Below are 18,177 nucleotides of genomic sequence, written 5' to 3' on the forward strand. Positions count from 1 at the left end.
ATAATGAATAAAGTAATAGTATTCTAGAAAAGAGTTTATTATAATATTTATGAAGACATTCTAAATTGGAGGCAGTTATGAGCGCAAAACAGGCAGAAGCATCTTTGAAATTATTCGCGTTAAATTCTAACCCAAAATTGGCAGAAGAAGTTGCACAAGAACTTGGAGTTCCTTTGAGCAAAGCATCAGTTAATCATTTTAGTGATGGTGAGATTCAGATCAGCATTAATGAAAGCATTCGTGGAGATGATGTTTTCGTTATTCAATCAATCTCTGATCCAGTTAATGAAAATTTTATGGAGTTAATGATTATGATTGACGCACTGCGCCGTTCTAGTGCAGGGACGATTAATTTAGTGATTCCTTATTATGGTTATGCTCGTGCAGATCGCAAAGCGCGTGCACGTGAACCGATTACTGCTAAGTTGATTGCCAACTTCTTAGAACTTGTTGGAGCTGACCGTGTTATAACCATGGATCTGCATGCCGATCAGTTACAGGGCTTTTTCAATATTCCAGTTGACCACTTACTTGCAATTTTTGTTCAGGCTGAGTATTTTGTGAAAAAGGGAATTACTAATGACGTTGTGATCGTTGCCCCTGATCATAATGGTGTTAAGATTGCCCGGAATTTGGCAACCCTATTGAAGGCACCATTGGCAATCGTTGACAAGCGTGAAGAGGGATTAAGCCGTAGCGATGAAAATCTGACAATCATTGGAGACGTTAAAAATCGCCGTTGTATTGTTTTTGATGATTTAATTGATACTGGTGAAAAAATGATTGATGCTGTGCGGTCTTTGAAAAGCGCGGGTGCGACAGATGTCTATGCCTGTTCTACTCATCCGATTTTTTCAAAGGGTGCGGTCGAGAAATTACAGAACTCTGATTATACTGAAATTGTAGTAACGGATACAATTGAAGTTCCCGCTACCAAGAAGATTCCTAAGTTAAAGATTCTTTCAGTTGCACCAACTTTTGCGAAGGCAATTGATTTAATTTTCAATAATCGTTCGGTAGATTCACTCTTTAATAAAAAACATACTGTTTGATTAAGAATATAATTGAAAGACAGTTCTGTGTGATTTTGCACAGTGCTGTTTTTTTATGGTCAATTATAAAAAGTGAGAGCAGAGAATTTGAATTAATAATATGGTTTGTTGATAATATAAGATGACTCACAAGAGAAAGAGGGCTTCGAATATGTTAGATTATCAACAACAAAATAAGTGGGAGTTCATTGCATCTCCTTTACAATCACCAATCGCGCTTGAAACAAAACAGGCAGAACAGAAATTAACCAAACAGACACCATTGAAATTTTTAACAGATTATAGTTTTGAAAGTGTTGTAAGCCAAGGCAATAATCTGCAGTTCAATGGAAAAGGAACACTAATAGCTAATGGACGTAATTTTGCTTTTCAGCAACTACATTTTCATATACCAGCGGAGCACCTTGTGGATGGAAAAACTTACCCGATGGAATGGCATTTTGTCCATCAAAATAAATTAGGTCAGAACTTAGTGGTGGCAGTTTTTGTTGTAATAGGGGAAAATAATTCTCAATTACAACCTTTTTACAAGGATTTTCACTTAAAAGAAAAGCAACAACAAAAATTTACATACCAACTATCAATGATGGAGTTACTTAAGACACAGTTAAAAACAGCATACAATTATCTTGGTTCGCTCACCACTCCGCCGCTAAGTCGTGGAGTGGAATGGTGGGTTCTTCAACGACCGTTAGTAATCGCGCCAGAACAGTTAGCAGCTCTAAAGAAACGTTTTAACAATAATGCCCGGGAAGTACAGGCAGATGAGGAACGAAAAATTCTTTTGTACGAAACAACCTGTTAATTACTTACGCAAATAGTTTAAAATGAGGATATAGTAAGTTGAACAGCATAATTATGCGAGGATGAGGAGAGAGCCAAATGGAAAGAGATATTACTAAAGATGATTTAGCTTTTTTTAGAACAGCATTAGATGGGGTACCGGCAGCCAATGTTATTGCACGTGCAGTTCAGAAAAATGGAATCAACGCAACAAGCGAGAATTATGCGGCTAAGAGAAAGTTAAATAGAGTCTTTTCGGTAGACTTAAAAACAGGTGCAGTAACTAATCAAAAGAAAAGTGGCCGTTGCTGGCTTTTTTCTGCTCTGAATACATTGCGTCATGATTTTACCCAAGAGTATCATGTAAAAGATTTTCAGTTTTCACAAAACTATAATTCATTTTATGATAGGCTTGAAAAAGCTAACAAATTTTATGAAACAGTTATTGAAACTGCAAATTTACCCTTTTCAGATCGTTACGTTGATAAGCTCTTTACGGATCCTGATGGTGATGGTGGTCAATGGGCTAATGCTGCGGCATTAATTGCTAAATATGGGGTCGTTCCACAGTCAGTTATGCCGGAAACTTATAATAGTGAGAAAACAGCTGAGATAAGTGAGACATTAATTTTAAAATTGCGTAAAGATGGTCTTGCTTTGCGGAAGTTAGTTAGCCAAGGAACAACTACAACTGAAATAATTAAAGTGAAAAAAGAATACTTACGTCAGATTTATCGAATGCTGGTCTACGTATTTGGAGAACCACCAGTTAAATTTGATTTTGAATATCGCGATGATCAAAAGAAATATCACCTTGACCGTGCTTTAACACCCAAGGCTTTTTATGCGAAATACGCTGCACGTGAATGGGAAGATTATGTTTGTTTAACAAATGCACCAGATCATGAACTAAACCAGGTTTTTGGGCTTACAAGTCAGGATTACCTTTTTACAGGGCAAAAGATTACTTTTTTAAACACGGACATCCAAGTTTTGAAAAAAGCAGCGATCGACCAATTAAAGGATGGAGAAACAGTCTGGTTTGGCAATGATGTTTTAAAAGATATGGATCGGCAGCAAGGAATTCTTGATCCGGCCTTTTATAAAAAAGATGCTTTATTTAATATTGATTTGCGGCTATCCAAAGCTGACCGGTTGCGGACGCGTGAAGGAAGCGTTTCTCATGCAATGACCTTAGTCGGCGTTGATTTAGTAGATAACAAGCCAACTAAATGGAAGGTCGAAAATAGCTGGGGTGACAAAAATGGAGATAAAGGTTATTTTATTATGAGTGATGCTTGGTTTGATGACTACGTGTATGAAGTAATCGTTAATAAGAAATATCTTGATGCCCAACAGCGGCAACTTCTGACTAAAGAGAAAATAATGTTAGAGCCTTGGGATTCATTGGCTTAACAGAGCTGAATGTCAACCTGTAGCAGGATGGTTCGTAAATCTTCAAGTTTTTATGAAACTTTACGTTATTATTAAGCTAAATAATCCATTAAAATACCCTAAAATTACCAGAAGCTGTCTGATAGTTTTGGGGTATTTTTCTTTAGAACAACACAGCAGCGATTTAAGTAAAGATGTTACTTATAGGAAAGTATATGCAAGGCTTGCCGTAAAGCTGCAACTGATAATTGTCCAGGAGCAGAAGTTTTAGCCAAAGCTGCAAATGAGAGGACTGAGCCAAAAAGTGGTCCTGAGAGACGGGAAATCTTGCCAAGTTGACCCATGGACATTGTAATCAGCGGAATGGATATTACTAAATCAGCTTGCCGAGTCGCGTTTAGCAAGGTTAAAACATCGTCGGCATTATGAGGCATAACTGCGATTTTAGCAATGTCAGCCTGAAGAGCAGCCATTTGTTTAAGACGGACAACAATTTCAGTTTGCGTTGGTGTCCGCTGAAAATCATGCTTACTCAGGATAACTTTGATTCCTTTCTGATGAGCAAGTGAAATAGTATGCGTTATTTCTGGAGAGGACCGCATGAGTTCAAGATCAAGCATGTCCGTTAGATGGTTTAGAATGATCCAGTTAACTAATTTGAAGTATTGTTTATCTGTTAACTTTCTAACGCCGCCTTCTTGTTGGGTTCTGAAAGTTGTTAAGAGGATGATATCGTCACCTAAAATTTGCTTGAGCCGGTGGTGGGTAATGAGATATTCTTCTTCATCTAATACGTTCGTATAAAAATCAATTCGCCATTCGACAACATCTGGCTTGGCTGTAACTACTTGCTGAGCTTCTTGTCTAAGCTGTATCTGGGTTGAACTAGTCAGAGAAACGGCAATTTTTGTTTCGCCTGATGTGAAAATAGTTTGTTTAACTTGTAGTTTTTTTGGCATCCCGCAGTAGCTCCCTTTCAATACTATATTTTATTCAGTGTAACAATAGAAGGCTAGTAAAGCCATCTTTACCTATACCTAGACCAAATGTGACTGAGCAAGGAGGATGGGGTTTATGCCTCCTATCTAGAGGATTAGATGTTAGAATAATAATTAGAAGAAATATGTAAGGAGGAAATGGTATGAGCTTAGGGTTCGTTTTGGGTAAGGCTTCACGGGATCACCAAATAGAATTGGTAAAAGAAATTGCAGAATTAAAAAAGAAGGATCCACGCGGAACCTTTTTTTATCTGGTCCCTAATCATATTAAATTCGCATCTGAAGTTAAGACTTTACAAATGCTGCGGACTTTAGAACAGCCAACTAAGCAGCTTTTTGCAGCAACAAATGTACAAGTATTTTCATTTACCCGTTTAGCGTGGTTTTTTCTTAAGAACACAGCTTTTTATCAGATACCCCGTCTTTCACAGGCTGGACTAAATATGATTGTTCAAAATATCTTGCAGCTGCATCAAGACGAGTTAACGATCTTTAAAAGCGAACAAACCCAGATTGGTTTTGTTAGCCAGTTAGTTAAACAATTGGTTGAATTACGTAATGGCTGTGTAGCAAGTGACGATTTAACAGCAATGATAACTTCGTTGGAAGGCCAGAGCGAGTCACGGGCTGATCTGCAGGCTAAGATACATGATCTACAGATTATTTACCGTGCATTTGAACAGGAAACAGTTGGAAAATATAATGAGAGTGCTGATCTTTTAGATGAAATGAGCCGTTACTTAGCAAAGCAAAACTTAGAACACAGCTATTTTTTTATTGCGGGTTTCTCACAATTGACAGCAGAGGAACAGCGACTTGTTGAAACACTTATTCAGTATGCACATCATGTTCGCATTGCATTAACACTAGATAAACCTTATCCTGCTCAATTACCAGAAAGACATAATCTTTTTTTTCGCTCAGGTAAAATGTATTTTGAACTATACCAGCGTGCGCGCAAAATCAAGGTTCCTATTCTAGTAGATAAATATGCAAATGAAATCCGGTTACATAACAAATCTTTGCTTGCACTGGAGGATTACTGGCTCGAAACGACTAAGATGACACCATTGAAGCCGCAGTCGTTACCAGATGAAGAAGGTGTCCAAATCCTTCAAGCTACTAATCGCTTTGTCGAGGTCCGGGAAATTGCAACTCGGATCCGGCAACTAACAGCTACAGGCTATCATTACCGTGATTTCTTAGTAATGACCCGACACCTTGATTTGTACCAAAATATTATTCAACCGGTTTTTGACCAATTTGATATCCCACTTTTTATTGACTTACAAAAGAGAATGACAGAACATCCGCTAGTGGAATTGTTAAATGCGCTTTTTGCGGTTAAGAAGCGCTATTACCGCTATGACGATCTGATGCGTTTATTGAAGACGGAACTTTTGCTACCACAAGTAGATGGAAAACTTGTTAAAATCGAGGAGTTTAGAGAGTGTCTTGATTTAACAGAAAATCTGGTGCTTAAATATGGCTTCGAAGGAAAAAAATGGCTGCAGAAGGAAGACTGGATATATTATCGTTTTACAGATGCAGATACGGGAATCTTAACAGATGAGGAACAAGCTAAAACGGTTAAGGTGAATTTAGTCAGGCATTTTGTTAAAGAACAGCTAGCCCCCTTCTTTAAGCAACTTGATGCCGCTACTAATGGGCTTGAAGCTGCAACGCTCTTGACCAACTTTTTAGTCGCACAGGGAGTACCGCAACGACTATTGAGTTGGCGAGAAGCAGCTTTAGAAAAAGGTGATATCGAAGCAGCTGCGCGTCCCGAACAGACATGGGATACTTTTTGCCAGCTGCTAGATGAGTATGTACTTACACTTGGCAAATTCAAATTTGACAGTGGGAATTTTTTAGAACTTTTACAGAGCGGCTTTGAAGGAGCTAGTTATAGTCAGGTCCCATCGACACTTGATCAAGTAATCGTTTCAGAATCAGGAATGGTTCAGATGAACGACCGTAAAATTGCCTTTATGATTGGTTCAACTGATTCTGTTATGCCGGATAATATAACCCAAAAGAGCCTCTTGTCGGATGATGATCGTCGGAAAATAGAACCATTTTTACAAGAAGACCAGTATTTGACTGAGACGGCTGAACACCAAATGTCAGCTGAAGTGTATCTTAATTATTTAGCTTTTATGAGCGGTAGTGAAAGGCTTTACTTGTCATATCCTGCTAGCAGTGATGGTCAAGTTGGAATCAAGCCTTCAAGGTATTTGGAACATATTCAGCGGCATTTTGGGTTAGAAGTTAAGCTCATCACAACTGAGCCGTCGCTAGCAGACAAACCAGTTAAAATTATTAACGATTTTGTGGGGAATAAGCGGACTACTTTGACCCAATTATTAAATATTAGTCGGCAGGCAAATATGAGGAAAGTTGTACTACCAACTTCGTGGCAACATCTTTATCAACTATTGCGGAAAGACTCACAGTTAAAGCCTTTGGTAGATAAATTATTGGGTAGTTTAGTGTATAAGAATATTCCGGAGAAACTACGGCCAGAAATTATTGAGCAGCTCTATGGTGAAACGATTAATACGTCTGTTTCCAAGATGGAAGAGTTCTATGCTAATCAATATGCTTATTTTTTGAAATATGGGTTACACTTGCAGGAGCGTGCAGTCTTCGAATTATCGGCGGCCAATACAGGTGAGTTTTTCCATTTGGCACTAGACTCACTGATGAAGGCTATTGCTAAAACGGGAAAAACAATTGCTGAAACGTCACAAGTAGAGCTTAATCAGTTGCTGCATGGTATTTTAGTACAGATTAAAGCTTTGCCACAATTTCAAATTTTGAGCAGCTCTAACAGAATGGAATATCTTAGTCGCCAATTACTGACAACTGTTCGTCAAATCGGCTGGTCAATTCATCAGCAAGCACAACGAACTGGGATGCGCCCGTTAAAAACAGAAGTTCTTTTCGGACATGTGGGTGCTCGTGATGGTCTACGGCCGCTGACCTTTGCACTGCCGCATGGGAAAAAGGTTAATGTCCGCGGAAAAATTGATCGTATCGATTATATGCAAACTACTGATAAGAATTATTTAGGTATCGTGGATTATAAGTCTAGTGCACATATATTTGACTTTGGAGATGCATATTATGGTTTGGCACTGCAGATGTTGACTTACTTAAATGCAGTAATGAAAAATCTGGATCTACTTGCAACAGGAGCTCCGCATGCAACGATCCAACCAGCAGGGGCATTATATATGCACCTATATAATCCTAAAATCAAGTTCAAAGAAGCTGCTAAGCAGCCTTTGGAGGAAGCCTTGTTAAAAAAGAATAAATATGATGGATTATTGGTAGCTGATCCAGTGATGTTGGAGGAATTAGACCACCAGCTGAATGAAAAAGGTAATGGAGAATCATCTGTGTATCCTTTTAGGCGTAATAAAGATGGTTCTTTTAAGGCACGCAAGCATCAATTAGTAACATATGAGGAGTTGCTCTTGTTGTTGGAACACAATGAGGATCTTATTCGCCAGGCTGCTGCAAAGATTTTTGCCGGAGAGAATGCATTAAATCCCGCGTTATGGCCTAATGGCCGTTCTGCGTTACAGTACTCACCATTTAAGTCGATCTTTCAATTCGATGCGCTACTGCCGGAAAATAATTATCATCGGCTAGAGCCGTTGTCACCACTTGAAATATTAGCAACACTAAAAAAGCAGAAAGGGGCCAAGGCAAATGACGAACCAAATTAAATATACACCAGCCCAGAAAAAGGCCATAACCGAGACGGGAACAAACATTCTTGTGGCAGCGTCGGCAGGTTCAGGTAAAACACGGGTACTGGTTGAACGTGTAATCGAACATCTGCATCAAGGTGTTGGAATCGATGAACTTTTAGTTGTAACTTTTACAGAAGCAGCAGCTAAAGAAATGCATGAACGAGTTCAGATAGCCTTACGGCAGGAGATCAATCAAGGAAATCCGGAACAAAAAAAGTGGTATCTTGAACAGCTGACTAAGTTGGGGACAGCTAGTATCAGTACGTTGCATGCTTTTTGTTTGCGTGTGATCGAACGGTACTATTATGTTATTAATTTAGACCCGCTATTTCGTTTGCTAACGGACGATACTGAACGTGAATTGCTACTAGAAGATGTCTGGGCGGAGCTACGTGAACACTTGTATGGTGAAAATGACCCACTTTTTGAACAATTGGTACAAAATTTTTCTAACGACCGTAGTGATGATGGATTGACAGAATTGGTACTTAAAACATTTGCTTTTGCTAATGCTAAGCCTGATCCACAAGACTGGTTGCAACAACTAGGTACTGAATATTTTGTTCAAGACGGACATTTAAGTGAGAGCAAGCTTTATCTTCAACAGATACTACCGCTAATCGCAACTCAAACAGAGCAAGCAGATAACGAATTAAGGATGGCTCAGGAGACAGCTGAAAAAGCGGGTTTGGATAAATTTGTTCAAGTTTTACAAGTGGATCGAGAAAGTATTGCTGGCCTTTTAACTGCCATCAACCAGAAAAAAGACTGGGATACAATTAGAATGTTGGTCCAGTCATTTAAATTGCAGCGTGCACCGCGTTTGGGAAAACTGGATGATTCACAAAAAAAAGCTAAAGAAGAAATTATGCACTTACGTGACATAACTAGAAAGGATTTGACGGACCTTGCGGAACGTTATTTTCCATTAACTGCGACCGAAACGGTTAAGGTATTGCGAAATGCGGCGGCGTTAGTTGAAAAGTTGAGCCAAGTCGTGCTTGAGTTCAGTGCGGCATTTACAGCTGAAAAGCGGCAGCGACATGTCCTTGATTTTAATGATCTAGAACATCTGACTTTGGCAATCTTAACCCGGGAAACATCTGAATCAAAACAGGTTTTAGATAACTTGCAGAGTAAGTACCGGGAAATTCTGGTTGATGAGTATCAAGATACGAACCAATTACAGGAGACGATTTTAACAACTATTGCACATAAGCAGCCTGGCAATATGTTTATGGTAGGAGATGTTAAGCAATCAATCTATGGATTTAGATTAGCTGATCCAACTCTATTCTTGGAAAAATATCATACTTATGCAGTACCGGAGGCGGAGCAAGGTCAGCGGATTATTTTAGCTGAAAATTTTCGCTCAATGCAAAATATTACTGACTTCACTAATCTGATTTTTATGCAGTTGATGGATACTCAGGTTGGTGAAATGGATTATGATCAGAATGCAGAATTGGTTTTTGGTGCAAAATATTATCCACAGACAACACATCAGACAGAGTTACTTTTATATGAGACCGGTGAAAAAAATAAATCAGGCCAGGTAAAAGCAACTGAAAATGAACCTTATAACGAAAGCTTTACAGTTGATAGTGCGGCGCAAGGGCAGGTTATTATGACTGGGCAGAAGATCAAAAAACTACTTGCACAACAAGTAACGATTTTTGATCGTAAAAGCCAGACTGAACATCCAATACAATATCGTGATATTGTACTTTTAGTGCCTACACGGAACAATAACCTACTTATTACGGAAGAGTTCAGGAAATTAGGAATCCCAGTTTTTGTAAAAGATGCTCAAAACTATTTTCAAACAATTGAGATTCAAATTATGCAGTCTTTCTTGAAAATTATTGATAATCCATACCAAGATATTCCTTTGGTTAGTGTTTTGCGTTCGCCGTTAGTCGGTTTAAAAGAAAATCAGTTAGCGTTTTTACGAATTAATGATCGTACAGGTGACTATTATCAGGCGGTCTTAAACTTTTATCGGCATTTTGTTTCGCAAAAAGCAAGCAAATTTGCAACGCAGTTATACGAACAAATTGCGCATTTTTTAGAACAGTTAGAACGTTTCCGGACACTTGCACGTCAGAATGAGTTGGCAGCACTTATTTGGCAAATATATGATGAAACCGGCTTTTTGGACTATGTTGGTGGGATGCCTGGCGGAGCACAGCGGCAAGCGAATTTACATGCTTTATATGAGCGTGCTAGTGCATATGAACAAACTAGTTTTAAGGGACTTTTCCAATTTTTACGGTTTATTGATAAGATGCAACAGCATAATCGTGATTTAACGGAGGCAAATGCTCAAACGACTGAAGATGCTGTGCAAGTAATGACGATCCATGGCAGTAAAGGTTTGGAATTTCCAGTGGTCTTTTTGATGGATGCAACTCATCGATTCAATGAACAGGCGTTGATTAGCGACTATATTTTGGATGAATATGAAGGTGTGGGCTTTACCTGGATGAATCCAGAGACACGAGTTAAGGTTGAGACACTGCCGAAATTGATTGCACGTGATAATGGACAAAAAAAGATGGCTGCTGAGCAAATGAGACTTTTGTATGTTGCCTTAACGCGGGCTGAACAATACTTGTATATTGTAGGAGCATGTACCGAGCGACAAACGCTTATTGAAAAATGGAAGCGTGCATTTCAAAGTAAGACACTTATTTTGAACGGGCGCTTACGGCAAGAAACAAAAAACTTTATGGATTGGATCGGGATGTGCCTTATTCGACGGCAGGATTTTTGCACACTCCTGGGACTGGATAATACTCAGCTGGTAAAGCAGCTAGAAATGAATACAGCTAAGTTGAATGTTACATTTTATGATCAGGCAGCACTTAAAGCAGAAGCCCCACTTGAACAGACTGATGATGCTAAATGGTTGCAAAAACTAACAACAAAACCCCAGATCTATGATGAAACAACTATAAGAGAGATGAGCCAGGCACGACATATTTTGGAATATCGATATCCAGAAGTATTATTGACACAAACAACGGCATATCAAGCAGTTTCTGAAATTAAGCGTCTGTTTAATGATCCAGATCAAGAAGAAATGTCCTTTTTAGAACCGAACCTTGAAATAAAGACAACAGCTAAGGCGAGACGGTACGTAAAAAAAGAGGTTACATTACCGAGCTTTATCGAAAAAAAGCAACAATTAACTGGTGCTCAAATTGGGACGGCTACACATTTAGTTTTACAAGAACTACCGTTGGATAAACCGCCGACTTTAGCGAGTTTGCAAGAATTATTAGCTAACTTAACTAGCGAAAAGGTTTTAACCCCAGAGTTAACAAAAGCAGTAGATACAGATAAAATCCTTAGGTTCTTCACAAGTGAGCTGGGGCAGAAAATCTTGGCAGCACCTGAAAAAGTTAGCAGAGAAGCTCCTTTTTCACTTTTATTGCCAGCTGCAGATTTATTTGAGGGGATTAACGATAAAAAACAAGATGTTCTTATTCACGGTATTATTGATGGTTATTTTGTAAATGGTACTGAAGTTGAACTCTTCGATTATAAAACAGATTTTTTATTAGCTGGTGATGAACAAGCTAAGCAAAAAATCGTGGAGCGCTATAAAGGTCAGCTAAATTTATATGCGCTTGCATTAGAAAATATTCTTGGACGGAAAGTAACACATAAATATTTGTATCTTTTAGAGACAAGTGAGCAAGTTGAGGTGTAGAGTTTAGGATAAGGGTGTTTTTATTCCAGTTATCTAATTTAAAAAAATGAGCAAAGAAAGCACTTGACAAATTAGTGGGAGAGAAAAGGTAAAAAGGGGTGGAATAAATGTTTCCAGAACGTCTAAAGGCGCTGCGAAAGGGGCGTCACTTGACCTTAGCAGAATTAGCTGCTGAATTAAATAAAATAGATGGTGATAATTTAACTGAACGTCCTAATTCAGGACCACAGATCGGAAGTTGGGAGAGAGGAATTAATACGCCTTCGTACCTTGAAGTATTGAAATTAGCGCGTTTCTTTAGGGTAACACTTGACTTCTTAGTAGGTAATAAGTATGCTGTTCGGGATCTATCTGATCTTTTTGCAATGAACACGGAACTTTCAATGGAAGGTCATATTTTGACTGGGAATGAACGTGAAGCTGTTTATGGCTTGATCAAGAGTTATCTGCGGGGAAAATATCCTTTGGAGGTTCCCGATAACGGTGAAGATGAAAGTGAAGTAACCTTGCCATTACGTTAAAATAAGCTCACTAAAACTAAGTAGAATTAGCAGTTGGAAAAGATTTTGATTTATGGAATGCATTACTGCGGCTCTGCCAAAAGATGAGGTCAAAATTTAAATTTTGATCCAGATACTACTATAAGATGTTAAGTTGTTTTATCTGTAATGTTCCTATGGTAGAATTAACTGAACTAATTAATTGGAGTGGAAGGAGCTATTTTTTTGGGTATTATTTCGAAGTTATACGGACCCTTTTTTGATATTGAAAATTGGAAAACGGTGGTTGAGTCTGGCAGTGATTGGATGATCATCTTTTCCCTGGTTTTAATTGAATGTCTGCTTTCAGTTGACAACGCGATCGTCTTAGCAGCACAAACAAAGGCACTCCCAACGAAAAAAGAACAAGAGAAATCTTTATTCTATGGACTTTGGGGTGCTTATATCTTTCGCTTCCTGATTATTGGTTTGGGAACATATTTGATTAATTTTTGGGAGATCAAGGTTCTTGGGGCAGGATATCTTTTGTATCTATCAATCAATCATTTTTACCGTATCTTCCACCCCGCGCCTATAAAAGAAGGCAAACCTAAAAAAAGACTATTACCACTGTTTTGGTCGGTTGTTATTTCAATTGAAATGATGGATATTGTTTTCTCAATCGATTCGGTTCTTGCCTCCCTCGCGATTTCAAGTAATCCAGTCATTGTTTTACTAGGCGGGATGGTCGGAATATTATGTATGCGTGGAATTGCAGAATTCATCATTAAACTAATGGAGATCGTTCCTGAATTAGAGGTCATGGCTTATGGATTGATTGCTTTAATTGCAGTTAAACTCTTTCTATCGATCCCAGCAATTGATATTGAAATTCCAGCAGCTCTTTTTGCAATCATCGTTTTTCTGTCCATTTTAGTAACAATCATCGTGAACCGCATTCGACATTAAACATTCGAGAGAAGAGAAAGTCTAGCGATAAGGTGGTCAACGTACATGTATAAGATGGTAACTTGTGATTTAGATGAAACACTATTAACAGATGATAAGAAGATTACGCCAGAGAACATTAAGCTTATTCAGACTGCGGCAGCAAAGGGTATTTACTTTGTTCCTAATACAGGACGGAATTATCTGACGGTGCAGAAAAATCTGCGCGAACTCGGATTGTTCCAAAAGAAAAATGAATACGTTATCTCATTTAATGGTGGAGCAATTGTTGAGAACAAAGATAACCGTTTTTTGAAAGTCAATCCAATGTCTTTTGAAACAATTGCGCAGTTATTTAAACTGGGAGTGGAACATAACTACTGTATTCATGTTTATTCATTGCATGAGCTTTATATTTGGAATATGAATCAAAATGAGATTGCTTATTTAAGCGGTCGGATCAATGGTTGGGTCGATTTGGAAGAGGATAATATTGAAAAGTTGCGTGGAAAAGAATTGGTCAAAATACTCTTTTTTGTTCCCGCAGCTAAGGAACGCCGTGAATTACGCGAATTTGTTACAGAAAATATCAATGATAATTTAAATATTACTTTTTCTTCAGATCGTTATATTGAGTTTAACGATCCCGCAGCTGATAAGGGGAGAGCAACCCTGCAACTAGGGGAACAGTTAGGGATCAAGCCTGCAGAGATTATTGCGATTGGTGATAATAGCAATGATTTACCAATGATCCAAAAAGCTGGTTTAGGAGTCTGCGTCAGCAACGGTAAGGATTTTGTTAAAGAACATGCAAATTATATTACGAAGCGAGATAACAACCACAGTGCGGTTGCGGAAGTAATCGAGAAGTTTATCTTATAATAGTTTTTTAGCGGAAAAATCAATAATGAAAGGATCGATAAGATGTTTATTCCAGCAGAAAAAAGATATAATGATTTACCATATAGGCGAGTCGGGAAAACAGGGTTGCGTTTGCCGCTTATTTCTTTGGGATTATGGCAGCGCTTTGATAGTTCAGCTGCCTATTATGATAGAAAAAAAGTTATTTTAAGTGCTTTTAATAGAGGAGTCTTTAGCTTTGATTGTGCAGATCATTACGGCACGCCCGAAATCGGAACGGCTGAAAAACTACTGGGTGACATCTTGCAAGATGAGCTAAAACCGTATCGGGATGAACTGGTCATTACGACTAAGGTTGGTTATCGGACCATTCCTGGGCCGTACGGTCATTTTTTATCACGAAAGACGATTATGCAGTCGATCGATCAAAGTTTACAGAGATTAAAAACAGATTATGTCGATATCTATTATGCACACCGCTTTGATCCGCAGACCGATCTAGCAGAGACAGCTACTGCCTTAGATAATGTTGTTCGACAAGGAAAAGCACTGTATATCGGAATATCAAACTTTGATGTTCAGCAGACAAAGGCGATCAGCCAGTTATTTAAAAAAATGGGGACACCATTTACCGTTAACCAAGTTTCATATAATATGTTGAATCAAGATGTCGAAAAGAGTGGCTTACTGGCTGCAATGAAGCAGGAAGAAAAAGGTCTTGTTGCATATGGACCACTGGCTGAAGGACTTCTGAGTGAACGGTATCTTAAGGAGATCTCAGTAACCTTTAAGATTCATCATACAAGTCAAGCTGTATTCGCGGCGGGTAAAGAGCAGGTTTTATATAAGTTGCGTAAATTAAATGAGTTAGCACAGGAACGAAAACAAACATTATCACAGATGGCTTTGGCATGGTTGCTGCGGGATGAGACTGTTGCAAGTGTTATTATTGGAACAACGAGTTTGGATCATCTGACGACTGATTTAGCGGCAGCTGATAATCTGAGTTTTTCAGCAGCTGAATTGCAACGGATCAATGATATTGTGACAGGATAGTAATAAAATATTAAATGTTTAAAGCAGAAGGCCTAGTAAGCTTTATCCTAGGGGAATGGATCTCGTTAGATGAACCATTCTTTTTTTGTGAACACATAAAAAGTTAGGGATAAATTTACAAAATTACAGGTAAATGCTAGAATACAAAGGATGGTCTTAGTGAAATAGTTTGGAGGATCGAAATGAAAAAAGAGCCTAGGTTATGCATAGTAATACCTTGCTTTAATGAACAAGAGGTTTTGCCTGTAACTGCACCTCAATTCCTAGATAAAATACTAGCGTTATCTGAGAAGAAAATGATTGCTTTAGAAAGTAAAATCCTATTTGTAGATGATGGCAGCACGGATGGGACATGGCAACTGATCAAACAGCTGGCTAATGAGAATGAACATTTTAGCGGAATCAGGCAGAGTCGAAATCGTGGACATCAGAATGCGGTTTTAGCTGGTTTGATGGAATCGATTGGCAAGTTTGATATAACTATTTCAATTGATTGTGACGGACAAGATGATATTAATGCAATGGATGAGATGGTTGCAGAATATGCCGCAGGGAATGAAGTTGTCTACGGAGTGCGGAGCTCAAGGGAGACAGATACTTTCTTCAAACGCTTTACGGCAGAATCCTACTATAAATTGCTAAATATGATGGGGGCAGAGGTTGTCTATAATCATGCTGATTATCGTTTAATATCTGAACGTGTATTACGTGAACTTGCTAGATTTAAAGAGGTTAATTTATTTTTACGAGGAATGATTCCGCTTGTAGGATTTAAGAGTACATCTGTCTACTATAAGCGGCATGAGCGTTTAGCTGGGAAAAGCCATTACCCTCTGAGTAAAATGCTGGGGTTAGCCTTTAATGGTATTACCAGTTTAAGTATTAAACCGATTCGAATTATTACAACAATTGGAAGTTCAGTTTCGCTGCTTAGCTTTATTATTTTGATCTGGGTGGTTGTCCGTTTCTTGATGGGGGAAACTGTCAGCGGCTGGGCAAGTACGTGTGCATTGTTAACTTTTATTGGCGGGGTTCAGCTGATTTGTTTGGGAATCATCGGTGAATATATTGGAAAAATATATCTAGAAACGAAAGCCCGTCCACGTTATATTATCAGTGAAAGGACATATCAGAACGATGATCGATAGACTAAAGCGCCTTTTTGATGTTACAATGCTTAAATTCATTGTAGTTGGAATTGCAAATACCGTTTTTGGAATGGCAATAATGTTTATCTTTTATAACTTATTTCATTTTAACTATTGGGTTTCCTCAGCGTCTAACTATATCTTTGGGAGTATTTTAAGTTATTTTTTGAATAAATATTTTACCTTTCAAAATAAATCGAAAGACAAGCGAATTATCATTCGGTTTATTATTAATATTACCTTGTGCTATCTGATTGCATATGGAATCGCTCAACCGGTTATGAAAGCCTTATTTAGTGGCTTCCCAATGAAGATCCAGGAAAATAGTGCGATGTTAGCAGGGACGATTTTATTTGTGGGGCTCAACTATTTAGGCCAGCGCTTTTGGGCTTTCAAAAAAGAATAGAAAGCTGAGTTATAAAGTTAACTTCTGTTTGGAGATTCTTATCATTTTTTGAGCAACCAGTGACTATGTTCAGGATTCTGAGTTGGCACTTACATTTAGTAGCTTGTAGCACATGTTTTTAGCACCTTAGAGTAAAATGGTGGTTCGCAAAAATCCCACCAAATAAAAAAACTAGAAAGAAGTTTTTAAGATGGAAACTACACACGCGAAGACAGTTGGCCTGCTTAAGGCAAGCTTAGTAGCAGCTCTTTATGTTGTGATTACTGTTGCACTAATACCTTGGAGCTTTGGTCCAGTTCAGCTGCGTTTAGCAGAAGCTCTGAATAACTTAGCGGTCTTTAATAAGCGTTATATCTGGGCACTAACGTTGGGATGCTTAATTGCCAATTTATGGTCAAGCCTTGGAGCAGTCGATGTTATTTTCGGTTCATTAGGTACGTTGATGATGACAGGAGTTAGTTATTTATTAAGTCGGTACACTAAGTCTGTTCCAGGTAAGTTAGTAATCAGCGTAATTTCATGTACGGTCTTGACATGGAGTGTGGCTTTAGAACTGTTCTTTGTAAGTCACATCCCATTTTGGGCAACTTATTTAACGGTGGCGATCGGTGAATTTATTTCAATGGTAATTGGTGCCATCGTATTTTGGATTATTAGCCACCGGATCGACCTAACTGAGTAGAAGGTTGAATAGTTACGCAACTTGAAAGTTTGGTTTTTAAAGTAAAATAAAAAAGATAATAATAACAGCGCATCCCTTTACCTGTATTTCAGATAAAGAGGTGCGCCATTTTTATGACTAATTCTATTTGTAGCTTGAAATCTCAATTAAGTTGTGATCGTAATCATTAATGAAGATTGAAGTCATTGGTCCTTCTGAACCAGTTGTTTTGAGTGGCCCAGCCAATACGGGGATATAGTAACTAGCTAAGTGGTTAACAATTTGATCCATCGCGTCACCGGCAATGATACAGAGATCAGTTGACCCGGCAGTGGGATTGGTTGGCATCAAGGATCTCTTTTCGGTTGTAAGACAAAATTCAATCAGTTGGTGTCCGCAGCGAACACAGCTTCTGTCAGTAGAATGTTCGTCCCTAAGGATAGGCATATCAAAGACTTCATGATAGAAACGTAGGGCTCGTGGGATATCAGTAACAGTTAATACGATGTGATCGATTCGTTTAATATTCAAATATATTCAGCTCCTTTGTAAACAAACAGAAGTATTATACCATGTTAGACAAACTAAGTGCGATAGAAGCCGGGAAGTTACGAGCACTAAGGGAGATTACGAAGTAGTCAAGGGTTATGACTACAAGTAAGCTAACTTAGGTGGAGTAAATTAGCTTCTAGAGCACGTTAAGAGAAGTAACAGGGATAAAAGAAGCCGGGAAGTTACGAGCACTAAGGGAGATTACGAAGTAGTCAGGGGTTATGACTACAAGTAAGCTAACTTAGGTGGAGTAAATTGGCTTCTAGAGCACGTTAAGAGAAGTAACAGGAATAAAAGAAGCCGGGAAGTTACGAGCACTAAGGGAGATTGCGAAGTAGTCAGGGGTTATGACTACA

The 18,177-nt window shown here is 38.4% G+C and carries 14 protein-coding genes; 12 read left to right on the top strand and 2 right to left on the bottom strand.

Going from position 1 to position 18,177, the window contains the following annotated elements:
- The first annotated feature begins 77 nt into the window (after positions 1-77).
- The 3 genes from FC81_RS08850 to FC81_RS08860 all read left to right on the top strand — a co-directional run bounded on the left by FC81_RS08850 (position 78) and on the right by FC81_RS08860 (position 3,251).
- Entirely contained in the window at positions 78-1,052 is a 975-nt protein-coding gene (locus FC81_RS08850; protein WP_057745890.1) for a ribose-phosphate diphosphokinase, read from the top strand.
- 151 nt (positions 1,053-1,203) lie between these two features.
- Positions 1,204-1,857 (top strand): carbonic anhydrase family protein, encoded by a 654-nt coding sequence (locus FC81_RS08855; protein ID WP_057745893.1) that lies wholly within the window; start codon positions 1,204-1,206, stop codon positions 1,855-1,857.
- Positions 1,858-1,934: 77 nt separating this feature from the next.
- Positions 1,935-3,251, top strand: coding sequence for a C1 family peptidase (locus FC81_RS08860; protein WP_057745895.1), 1,317 nt, complete (start codon positions 1,935-1,937; stop codon positions 3,249-3,251).
- A gap of 176 nt (positions 3,252-3,427) precedes the next feature.
- Here FC81_RS08860 and aroD read toward each other — a convergent pair whose 3' ends face one another.
- Positions 3,428-4,189: a type I 3-dehydroquinate dehydratase gene (aroD, locus tag FC81_RS08865; protein WP_057745898.1), complete on the bottom strand. Its 762-nt coding sequence runs from the start codon at positions 4,187-4,189 to the stop codon at positions 3,428-3,430.
- Between the two features lie 182 nt (positions 4,190-4,371).
- On the opposite strand from aroD, the gene FC81_RS08870 reads away from it, so the two are divergent.
- From FC81_RS08870 to FC81_RS08910, 9 genes are all read left to right on the top strand, one after another.
- The gene (locus FC81_RS08870) at positions 4,372-7,965 is read left to right on the top strand and encodes a PD-(D/E)XK nuclease family protein (RefSeq protein ID WP_057745901.1); all 3,594 of its coding nucleotides are present in this window, start codon (positions 4,372-4,374) and stop codon (positions 7,963-7,965) included.
- The gene (gene addA / locus FC81_RS08875) at positions 7,949-11,710 is read left to right on the top strand and encodes a helicase-exonuclease AddAB subunit AddA (RefSeq protein ID WP_057745902.1); all 3,762 of its coding nucleotides are present in this window, start codon (positions 7,949-7,951) and stop codon (positions 11,708-11,710) included. Before FC81_RS08870 ends, addA begins: the two co-directional genes overlap by 17 nt.
- Before the next feature lie 107 nt (positions 11,711-11,817).
- Positions 11,818-12,231 carry a helix-turn-helix domain-containing protein gene (locus tag FC81_RS08880; RefSeq protein WP_057745905.1) on the top strand — a complete coding sequence of 138 codons (414 nt, stop codon included), beginning with the start codon at positions 11,818-11,820 and terminating at the stop codon, positions 12,229-12,231.
- Positions 12,232-12,435: 204 nt separating this feature from the next.
- A complete protein-coding gene (locus FC81_RS08885; RefSeq protein ID WP_057745907.1) occupies positions 12,436-13,158 on the top strand; it encodes a TerC family protein in 723 nt (240 codons plus the stop codon).
- A gap of 45 nt (positions 13,159-13,203) precedes the next feature.
- Complete coding sequence (locus FC81_RS08890; RefSeq protein ID WP_057745910.1) at positions 13,204-14,019, top strand: Cof-type HAD-IIB family hydrolase; 816 nt, start codon at positions 13,204-13,206, stop codon at positions 14,017-14,019.
- Positions 14,020-14,061: 42 nt separating this feature from the next.
- On the top strand, positions 14,062-15,054 hold the full coding sequence (locus tag FC81_RS08895) for an aldo/keto reductase (RefSeq protein ID WP_057745913.1): 993 nt from the start codon (positions 14,062-14,064) through the stop codon (positions 15,052-15,054).
- Between the two features lie 182 nt (positions 15,055-15,236).
- Positions 15,237-16,202 (top strand): glycosyltransferase family 2 protein, encoded by a 966-nt coding sequence (locus tag FC81_RS08900; RefSeq protein ID WP_057745915.1) that lies wholly within the window; start codon positions 15,237-15,239, stop codon positions 16,200-16,202.
- Positions 16,192-16,608 carry a GtrA family protein gene (locus FC81_RS08905; RefSeq protein WP_235804672.1) on the top strand — a complete coding sequence of 139 codons (417 nt, stop codon included), beginning with the start codon at positions 16,192-16,194 and terminating at the stop codon, positions 16,606-16,608. The genes FC81_RS08900 and FC81_RS08905 overlap by 11 nt, the downstream gene beginning before the upstream one ends.
- Before the next feature lie 190 nt (positions 16,609-16,798).
- Positions 16,799-17,290, top strand: a complete 492-nt coding sequence (locus FC81_RS08910) for a QueT transporter family protein (RefSeq protein WP_057745918.1) — start codon at positions 16,799-16,801, stop codon at positions 17,288-17,290.
- Between the two features lie 123 nt (positions 17,291-17,413).
- Here FC81_RS08910 and FC81_RS08915 read toward each other — a convergent pair whose 3' ends face one another.
- Positions 17,414-17,800 (bottom strand): VOC family protein, encoded by a 387-nt coding sequence (locus FC81_RS08915; RefSeq protein WP_057745921.1) that lies wholly within the window; start codon positions 17,798-17,800, stop codon positions 17,414-17,416.
- Positions 17,801-18,177: the final 377 nt, after the last annotated feature.

It is taken from the genome of Liquorilactobacillus capillatus DSM 19910 (assembly GCF_001434915.1).
GTDB classification, from domain to species: Bacteria; Bacillota; Bacilli; order Lactobacillales; family Lactobacillaceae; genus Liquorilactobacillus; species Liquorilactobacillus capillatus.